Source organism: Cupriavidus sp. 05T313 (assembly GCF_056396665.1).
In genome coordinates this window covers 1-9,311 of record NZ_JBFTLX010000270.1, presented here as the reverse complement: position 1 = coordinate 9,311, position 9,311 = coordinate 1, and the positions used below count along the sequence as shown (strand labels likewise).

Genomic DNA, 9,311 nt, shown 5'->3' with positions numbered 1-9,311 from the left:
CAGCCAACTCAGTGGACCAATTCGGCCGGAAGACTTCGAGTGGCAGGGACGAGAGGTGCAGGCAGATCCAGAGGCGCAACATGACGGTGAAGCAGGATCGGCGACGGTTCCAGCAGGACGCGCACGGGCAGGTCCTGCTGCGGGCCGCGCCGCTTGATGAAGGAGAGATCGACGCCGCCGGCGGCGGGCGCAACCCCGATGCGCAGGGGCGCTGGCGACGCGTCGCGTGCACAGGCCAGGGGCCGCATGAGGAAAAACAGCGCCTCGCCACTCTGCGCGGCCAGGTGCAGGCGGCGCAGCGCGTCATTGCGGATATGGGTCTGCCAAAGCAGAACCGCGCCGCAAGTGCCGGCGCGCAGCAACTGCTCGGTGGCCCAAAGGGCATCGGCCGTACGCTGGCTGCGAATCCACAGCAGACGTTCGGGCGGCACGCCCCAACTGGCCAATGCGAGCGCCTGGGGCGTTTGCGGCGGTTGAATCAGGGCGATAGGCCGCTTACAGACCTCCGCCAGTGCGGGGCGCAGCAGGCGAAGCTCTCCCACACCCGGCTGGCGCACCAGAAGTTCGACCAGCGACGCCGTTGGCCAACCGCCACCCGGCAACTCGGCCGTCAGCACCGGATAGCCGGTGGCGACGGTGCGACCGTTCGCCCGGGCCAACTGGGCGGCTAACCAAAGGGCAGGATGGATGGATTCTGGATTGGGCGTCGGCATGGCGATTGGTTGAGTCCATGCAACCCAGTTTACTGTATATATATACAGTGGTCACGGATTTCTTCTCCCGAGCTTGAAAGTGCCTTAAGGGCCGCGTATTGAGCGGGCACCGTCGAGGTTTTACTCGGGGGCGTCTCCGAAGACCCGGATGGCTAGGTCGTGCTCGAATTTGGTTGACCAAGAATCACGAGACCCTGCCGCGTACTGCATCAATACGCCTGTCTCTGGCCTCAGCACGCTGACCAGGCGTTCCTGTTCCCCGGTCATGTCGCAGACGCTRAAGTCGGCGGCGATGAACCCGTGCCGACGACAGGCGTTGGTAAAGGCTTCGCGCTCCGCGGCAGGAAACGCATCTAGGGTTGCCATGGCAAATCCTCCAATCGACTAGCCAGCTAGCTTGCGGATGGCCGCACCAATTTGTTGCACCTTTCTAGTATCGGCGTACTCCGCCCACGGATCGACGTAGCCGGCGGCTTCCACGCGCTGCAGGGCGGTCTGGATCGTCCAATGATCGCCCGCTGTCAGTGCCTCCAGTTCCTCCCAGGATGCCGGCATCGAAACCCCGAGACCCGGCCGTGCGCGTGCAGAGAATGCGGACACCGTCGTCGCCCCTTGGCCGTTGCGCAGGTAGTCGATGTAGATCTTCCCAATCCGATTGCGCGGCCCGCTCTTAGAAACGAAGCGCTGCGGAATGGTCTGGGCGATATGAAGAACGACATCTTGTGAGAACTTCTTCACCGTGATCCACGGAAGTTTGGGCGCCATGGGCACAACGACATGCAGGCCTTTGCCACCACTGGTCTTGAGAAAGCTCACCAGGCCAAGCTCATCCAGCATAGACTTCGTCAGCATGGCGGCGTCAAGCATGTGCCGCCATGGCACGCCATCACCGGGGTCCAGGTCGAAGATGACGCGATCCGGCTTGTCGATGGCACGCTTGGTCGCATTCCATGTATGGAACTCGATCACGTTCAGTTGCGCTGCGGCGACAATGGCCGTCTGGCTGGCGATCTCCAGGAGTGGCGGATGCCCAGCCCATAGGCTGGCATTGAGGACGTTGATCCCCGGGATCTTGATAGTCTCGGCGTGCTTCTGAAAGAACAGCTGGCCGTCGATGCCCGTTGGCCCGCGTACCAAGGCCACAGGGCGCCCGCGGAGGTGAGGCAGCAGGTGCGGCGCGATGGCTTCGTAGAAACCGACCAGGTCACCTTTCGTCATTCCGGTCGACGGGTCAATCACACGTTCCGCGTTGGATACCTTGACCGAGCGCGCTGGCCGAGGCCGGGGCTGTTCCACATCGACCGGCTGCTCTCTTGTCACGTTGCCGGCTGTCTTGTCGGCGCGCAAGGCATGAAAGACAGGATGCCGGATTCGGCCTTCTTTGGTCCACTCGGCAAACGAGATCTCGGCCACCAGCTTCGGCTTGACCCATCGGGCGGCTAAGCGCGGTGGTGGCTTTCCAAAGGGGCAGACTGGCCCTTCCAGTTCGGTCAGCATGGCGAGCAACTTGGTCAACATGGGCGAATCCAGACCGCTGCCAACGCTGCCCGCGTAGTGCAGTTTCCCGGTTTGATCGTGCACGCCAAGCAGTAGCGCGCCGAGGCCTAGTCGGCTTCCCTTCGGGGCCGTGAATCCGCAGATGACGAATTCTTGCCGCTGTTTGCATTTGAGCTTGATCCAGCTGGGCGCCCGGGCGGAGACATACGGCGCGTCGACGCGCTTGCCAATCAGGCCCTCCAAGCCCATCTGGCACGCCGCGGCAAGAAGGTCGTCAGGCGTGCCCTCAAAGTCCGCGCTGTACCTGACTCGCGTCGCAGCTGGCACGGCTATCACCTCCTTGAGCAGCGCCCTGCGCTCGGCCAACGGGACCTGTCGTAGGTCGTGGCCGTGGAAGAAGGGGAGGTCAAAGACGAAGTACTGGATGTCCTCCACCTTCGATCTATCAAACGCATTCTGCAGCGCCTGGAAGTCCGTGGTGCCCTTGTCGCTGAGTATCACGATCTCCCCATCCAGCCAGGCGGAACCGAGGCCAAGAGCGCGAATCTCCGCCGCAAGCGATTTGAGGCGCGATGTCCAGTCATGGCCGTTTCTTGTGAAGAGACGGACATCGTCGCCGTCGACCCTTGCCAACAACCGATTGCCGTCGAACTTGATCTCAAAGGCCCATTGTTCGGCGTTGCGCGGCACCGCAGAAGCGAGCGTCGCCAGTTGCGGGGCCAACGCAAGCGGAAGGGGGGCGGGGCGTGCTGCAGCGGGTACGAGTCGGCCCTGCCCCGGGCGCGAGCGACGCTGCTTTGGCACGGCAGTCTTCGCGTTACCGCCGGCAGCCGATTTGCTGTTGCCCTGGGCCAGCACGCTGTCCGGCAGGGCCTCGGTGATGTCGTACTCGGCGGCAGAGCGCGCAAACGCATCCCGCTCCTTGATCAAGAGCCACGGTTCCTGACGCTCGTCGCCGTGGCCGTGCATTCTGACCAAGGTCCAATGACCATGTAGCTTCTCACCTTGCAGCTCGAACTTCAGCTTGCCGCTCTGGTAGCCGGCCACCGGATCGCCGACCGGCATCCACGTCCCTCGATCCCAAACGATGACTGTGCCGGCCCCGTACTCCTTGGGTGGGATCACGCCTTCGAAGCTCGCATAATCCAGCGGGTGATCCTCGACATGCACGGCCATCCGCTTCTCTGCGGGATCCAGGCTGGGTCCCTTGGGGACCGCCCAACTCTTGAGGGTACCCTCAAGCTCGAGACGAAAATCGTAGTGGAGCCGGCGAGCCGCATGCTTCTGCACGACAAAGCTCAGTGCGCCGCTGGCGGCGCTCGCGGCGGACACCTGGCCGCTCGGCTCCGTCGTCGCGGCGAAGTCCCGCTTCTGACGGTATCGCTCCAGGCTCCGCGCGTTGGTAGAGGCCGACTTAGCCATGGACTGAGTTCACAAACCGGGCGGCGCGGGTTTTACCCTTTCACCTCGCGGGGATCGTGCCCGTAACTGTTGCGCATGCGGATCTGCCCGTCTCGCCCATGGACCAGCAACTCGACGCTGTCCTGCTTTGCCTCCGTCGTGCCGGCCGCGATGGCGTCCTCTAGGTCGTCATGCGCAGAAGAGGGCTCGTGGGCGCCCTCGCGTACGACATGCCATTTATCGCCGTGTGGAACGACATGCACATTCTTGTTCGCCATGACTGTCTCCGTTTCGTCGTCCTCTGTGATCGCAGTATTTCCCCGTCCTAAGCGAACGGCAATAAGCCGCTGTCCGACACTGGGTATCGCACTGGTCGCCATGTAAGTCCGACAAAAATTACACGCACATGTTCTGCCACGAAGTGCTCGCCTATCCGCAAAGTGACAGTGGAACGCCGCAGGTTCGTCGGGCACGATCTAAGCTAGATCGGTGTACTCCCGACCCGTACGGTGATCGCCATGGCTGCCCGTTCCATTGCTTCCCTCTCTCTCAGCTTCGGCCTCGTGTCGATCCCCGTGAAGATTTTCAGTGCCACGGAAAGCAACTCGGGGGTCGGCTTCAATCTGCTGCACAAGGGATGCGGTTCCAGGCTCAAGCAGCAGTATGTGTGCATCCGCGAAGATGTGGTGGTTGAGCGGTCCGAGATGGTCAAAGGCTATGAGTTCGAAGCTGACCACTACGCTGTGTTTGAGCCGGATGAACTGAAGGCGTTGGAAGACGAGGCGAAGCACACGATCGATATCGTCTCATTCATGCCGGCCGGAGCCGTCGACCCCATCTATTTCGACAAGGCCTACTACTTGGGCCCGGACAAGCGCGGTGGTAAGCCATACAACTTGTTGGCCGAAGCCATGCGAAAGACGGGGACCTGTGCGCTCGCGCAGTGGGTCTGGAAAGGCAAGCAGTACATGGTGCAGGTGCGGGCGGTCGACGAGGGCCTGGTGCTCCAGCAACTCCTCTATGCTGACGAGGTCAGATCGATGCTGGATCTGCACGTGGAGAAAGCTGAGGTCCAGCCAGCCGAGCTGGCCTTGGCGGAACAGCTGATCGAACAGAACTCGGTGGAAGGGTATGACCCGACGGCCTACAAGGATGAGGAGAAAGACCGCATCTTGGCGGCGATCGACAAGAAGATCGCCGGCAAGAAGATCGCCGTGAGCGAGGAGCGAAGCGAACCGCGGCAGGGCGCGGAAGTGATAGACCTGATGGAGGCCCTGCGCGCAAGCATGGCCCAGCGCAAACAGGGCGGAACGAAGGCACCGGCCTCAGCGGCTGCAGCGGAGGGCAAGAGAAAGAAGACCGGGAAGCGTGCCACTGCGGCGCCAGCGCCCGCTCCCGCCAAGCGAGCTTCAGCGGCGAAAAAGTGACGGGCCGATGCCGACGTACACCCTGAAGGACGCCGAGACRATGCTGGGCATCCCGCGTTCGGTGGCCACCAGGCTGGTCACCGAGGGGATCATCACGCCCACACGCGGGCCGCGCCGGAAGCTTCTCTTCACGTTTCAGGACATGGTGCTTCTCCGGACTGCCAATTCGCTGCATGGCGCCAAGATCCCAACGCGGCTGATTGTCCGCGCGCTGGCGAGGGTGAAGGCTTCTCGCGGCACTGGCCAGCCGCTGACCGGTGTGCGGATTCGTGCGATGGGCAACGAAGTGGCGACAAAGGACGAGGGTAGGGGATGGCAGGCTGTGTCGGGCCAGATGCTGATGGACTTTGAGCCAGGTGAACCGGGCGCGGCGGTCGTGGAGTCTCTGCACGATGCACGGGCGCCGGAGGCCGACGCGCAGGATTGGTTTCTCATCGGTGCCGAGCTGGAAACGGAGAAGCCGATCGACGCCGAGGCAGCATACCGGCGGGCCTTGGCGGAGGATCCAACATTTCTGGATCCCTATCTCAACCTGGGCTGCATGCTGTGCGACGCGCGCCGGTTTGGCGAGGCGACCGAACTGTACCGCTCTGGCATCTCACAGCTGCCGAGCGAACCGTTGCTCCATTTCAACCTGGCCGTGGCGCTTGAGGACCAGGAACGCCCCGGGGAGGCACTCACCAGCTATGAGCGCTGCATCCAATTGGCGCCGGATTTTGCCGACGCGCACTTCAACGCCGCTCGTATCTACGAGACGCTCGGCAATGGTATGCGGGCGATCCGACATTTCAATGAGTATCGGAAGCTGCAGCGTTAGCGCGGCCTTCATGCCACTACCCCGGCGCGCCTCAATCGAGGCAAAGACCTGCGTGGTCGAGGAGTCGCTCACCTACACCGTTCAGCGCCTCAAGAGCGCGCGGGGGAGCGGTGTGAGCAGGCCGCTAAGCGCTGCGGCCTGCCGTAGTAGCAGTCGACAGACCGATTTTGGCCCGACAGATGCGCGAGACCATGGATCGGGCCAACGCAAGATTGATCGCTGCTGGGCCCTCCAGGAGTCGCGACAATGCGATCACGATGAAAGTTCGTTGCGTCTCGATCTTGATGATCAGTTGGCAGTATTAAAGCGGATTTGACCATCGCTACCGTGCACCAGCAATTCCACTTTCTCGCGCTGAGCGAGCGCGCTCCCTGCTTTGATCGCGTCTTCCTGGGTTTCATAGTGGAATAGTGCACGTAACGCCCCTTCCCGCTTGACGTCCCAGCCTGTGCCATGAGGTATGACATGGAAATTGCCCTTGTGTGTCATGGCGATCTCCTAGAAAACAACTTCGGTCACGCCGCTAACGGGAGCGGCTGCCGAATATACCGCAGCAGGCCGCTCGGCTCCTCGATGATCAGGTCTACTCCATGGCGGGCCGCTATGGCGCTTCCGACACTCAAGGCTTCGCCTACTTCTTCAAATTCCAGGATCGCAATGGCCGCACCACATGTTTTCAAGACCCAACCTGCACGCACTGCACAGACCATAATGTCTCTTCGCATCTCAGCTTCCACTTGACGGACATGCCTGAAGCGTAGGGAAGGCTTGTAAAAAATGCCATCGGGCACTGTCCTACTTAGTCGACGGTGAAGGCAATTCGCGCAGCCGTTCAAGCGCTTCAAGCGCAGTATTGCAGTCGTCTTCGCCGCGCAGTCGCTGGGTGTCGATGTAAATCAGTATCGATCTCACCACAATGTTCTTGTCCTCACATCGGGACGATGCCCCTGAGACGCACTCGATCTCAAGCTCCGATCGCAAGCTCTCGCGGACGAGGTCAATAAACAACGTGCAGGCGGAGGGGTACAAACTGCTCTCGGATGACGCAGCAGGAAGGCCGGCTGCAACAGCCACCGGCCACAGGATGCAGAGCTGAAAGGTCAAGGTGATCAATCGCATTTTCTGCGACGGGGCTGTTGTGGAGGTGCAGATATCGCAAGACGTCCGCCTGCAACTGTGGCGGTGATCCCGGCTATCACCCCCATGGGACCCTCGGACAGATGTGGATCGCGTCCGGGCACATGATAGGAATGCATGTCTCTCACCCAAGGGTGTCATCGCTGATAGCTGTCCCTGCTGCTTAGTCAAAGAATATATACGCGGGAGGTAAGGCGGAGGGACTCGGCGACGCAGCCTGTGTTCAGGACGAGGTCGGCGGACATCAGTGTGCAACCTCGCACGGCGACAGGAACGGGTTCTCGGCCTTCGGCCATTTTTGCGATGGGATATCCAGCGTGAGCTATTCCGCTACCAATCTCCCAGAAGTCTGGACTGTCCAGTGCACAACAACCTTGTCGAAGGCTTCGCGAGCAAGCCCTTTGCCGACCCTGGAACACCGTCTCGACGAGGCCCGTCGCCTTGAGTCCGATGTGGAGTACTAGCCCGTGGCTGGTGGCTTTCGGTCCCCGTCGGCCTACGTAACGTTACCGATGGCGACTAGAATGGCAGTCTGAGAACCCGGAGAGCGCAGTACACCTTTGCTTTGTCGCCGTCGTCACTCGACAAGGGTGGGACGGATATTCCAATGCCCCGCCGAGGCGCTTATAGGACTGACAGGCCCATGCTTACCGCCGTGACGGGATCCATACTGCTTGAGGCGAGTTATATCGATGGCCATCACGAGGAGGCACGTTTCCCGTGTGAGGTGATTGAGATGACCCTCAACTTTTCCTGCCCTACTTTAATGGTGCGCGGCGTGGCCGTCCAACATCTGGTTGCTCTGAGATGGACGCCAGATCGAATCTCGTTCGTCGTTCCCGAAGTGGCGCAACTTTGGACATTTAAGCTCAGGGAACGACCCATCGCTATCGGCCCGCGCATGGCGCGTTTCGAACTAGCCAGCGCATTACCATTCACAAATTCCCCCGGCGATATTTGATGTATGACGTTGACGAAAGTCAGGGCATAGCTATCGAACGATCTGGCCGAGTTCTGAAGTTCGCCTTGTCTTCAACGCCGTAAACGTTTGCATTCTCGGCTAGGCTCGAGAGCGCTTGGTATGAACGCTGCCACAGCGAGTTGTGGCAGCCGTACAACGTTAGGGGCGGGCTTTCCTATTTGCCTATCAGTGCAGTACTGTGGAAGCTCTTGGGCATCAGGGAATACCATGCACAACAACAAGATGATCGAGACAGGGACACGGGTAGGGCGACTAGTAACGCTGGGTCCCCAATACAAGGTGGGGGATGCCTATTTCTGCGATTGCCGATGCGATTGTGGCGCGCTGAAGACGATCCGGACCAACAACCTCAGGAGTGGCGCAACCAAGTCATGCGGCTGCCTGCTGAAGGAGCTGAGAGAGGGGGCGATGCGATCAAGCGGCAACCCGGTGCATGCTCGCTGGGCGCAAGACAATAGAGCGCCCTAGGCTGCCGATCTCCTACGTCGCCCCCATCGTCCTGAGGCAAGCGTCGTGCGCAATGCGCGGGACCCAAGATCAAGAACCGTTCAGTATCGGCGCTGGATGCCCGTGTGCCTTTGCGATCCTCGGCCTCGTGGCTGAAGTGGTTTCGTCTGATCCGGCCGTCACGACCGTGAACGACGTGTTCGACCCCGCTCTGCTTCGCCCTTTCTGCGACAGCCTATCGGCCCGCAACCATGCCGACCACGTGGATGCAGGCGTTTCGAAAGCAAGAGGTGCTGGATTTTCCGATTTTCTGATGTGCTGCCGGGCGCAGAGACGCCAACGCGGCTTATGGGTCTAAAATACTCAGGTTCTGCGTCTATCTACTGTGAGAAACCGAAATTCGCCGGACTGCGATTCGCGAAGAATCAATAGCTTAACCGCTAATTCCGTTGCGACTCGGCTGTCTTAGTACCGGAATTAGCTGGACTGCCGTGACGACAAGCGCGAAATAGCTGGACCGCCGTGCGGGCGCATTTTTGCGCACAGTTCGCAGATTTCCACCCCAACCGCCGAGTGCGAACCCGTTGCGGTGCTCCTCACCGGTTGTTAAAGGCTCTTGCCGCCCCGCTGACATTGGCGTTTGCCTCAACGCATGACCGAAGTTGGCCCGGGAAGGACCTCCGCCGTTAGCTTCTCGGTCAACTCTTCGACCTTTTTCAGCCAGTTGAGGGCATCTCCTTATACAAAAGTCCAGCGTCCTGACCGGGCGCAGTGCGACCAGAATTTGATGGGACTTGGGCGGGAGGGGTTGTAAACTCGTGCGGATTCGCGTTTACTCCTGGCTTTTTTGAGCGCGAATGAACAACGAGTCGGGGGCATGTCGGGGGCAT

9 protein-coding genes are annotated in these 9,311 nt (G+C 60.7%); 3 read left to right on the top strand and 6 right to left on the bottom strand.

Annotation, left to right across the window (positions count from 1 at the left end):
* Positions 1-8 precede the first annotated feature (8 nt).
* From imuA to AC1DKD_RS35160, 4 genes are all read right to left on the bottom strand, one after another.
* Positions 9-713: a translesion DNA synthesis-associated protein ImuA gene (imuA, locus tag AC1DKD_RS35175; protein WP_400101105.1), complete on the bottom strand. Its 705-nt coding sequence runs from the start codon at positions 711-713 to the stop codon at positions 9-11.
* Between the two features lie 120 nt (positions 714-833).
* Positions 834-1,079, bottom strand: a complete 246-nt coding sequence (locus tag AC1DKD_RS35170; RefSeq protein WP_477103792.1) for a hypothetical protein — start codon at positions 1,077-1,079, stop codon at positions 834-836.
* An 18-nt stretch (positions 1,080-1,097) separates the two neighbouring features.
* A complete protein-coding gene (gene ligD / locus AC1DKD_RS35165) occupies positions 1,098-3,632 on the bottom strand; it encodes a DNA ligase D (protein ID WP_477103791.1) in 2,535 nt (844 codons plus the stop codon).
* A 32-nt stretch (positions 3,633-3,664) separates the two neighbouring features.
* Positions 3,665-3,889 (bottom strand): DUF2188 domain-containing protein, encoded by a 225-nt coding sequence (locus AC1DKD_RS35160; protein WP_477103790.1) that lies wholly within the window; start codon positions 3,887-3,889, stop codon positions 3,665-3,667.
* Between the two features lie 240 nt (positions 3,890-4,129).
* Here AC1DKD_RS35160 and ku point away from each other — a divergent pair, with 240 nt between their 5' ends.
* Both ku and AC1DKD_RS35150 read left to right on the top strand, forming a co-directional pair.
* A complete protein-coding gene (gene ku / locus AC1DKD_RS35155; RefSeq protein WP_400101099.1) occupies positions 4,130-5,038 on the top strand; it encodes a non-homologous end joining protein Ku in 909 nt (302 codons plus the stop codon).
* Positions 5,039-5,045: 7 nt separating this feature from the next.
* Entirely contained in the window at positions 5,046-5,855 is an 810-nt protein-coding gene (locus tag AC1DKD_RS35150; protein ID WP_400101097.1) for a tetratricopeptide repeat protein, read from the top strand.
* 288 nt (positions 5,856-6,143) lie between these two features.
* Here the strand turns inward: AC1DKD_RS35150 and AC1DKD_RS35145 are convergent, their stop codons facing one another.
* Positions 6,144-6,344 carry a DUF2188 domain-containing protein gene (locus AC1DKD_RS35145; protein ID WP_477103789.1) on the bottom strand — a complete coding sequence of 67 codons (201 nt, stop codon included), beginning with the start codon at positions 6,342-6,344 and terminating at the stop codon, positions 6,144-6,146.
* Between the two features lie 306 nt (positions 6,345-6,650).
* Complete coding sequence (locus tag AC1DKD_RS35140; protein WP_477103788.1) at positions 6,651-6,968, bottom strand: hypothetical protein; 318 nt, start codon at positions 6,966-6,968, stop codon at positions 6,651-6,653.
* Between the two features lie 760 nt (positions 6,969-7,728).
* Between AC1DKD_RS35140 and AC1DKD_RS35135 the strand changes: the two genes are divergently transcribed.
* Positions 7,729-7,953 (top strand): hypothetical protein, encoded by a 225-nt coding sequence (locus AC1DKD_RS35135; protein WP_477144310.1) that lies wholly within the window; start codon positions 7,729-7,731, stop codon positions 7,951-7,953.
* Positions 7,954-9,311 lie beyond the last annotated feature (1,358 nt).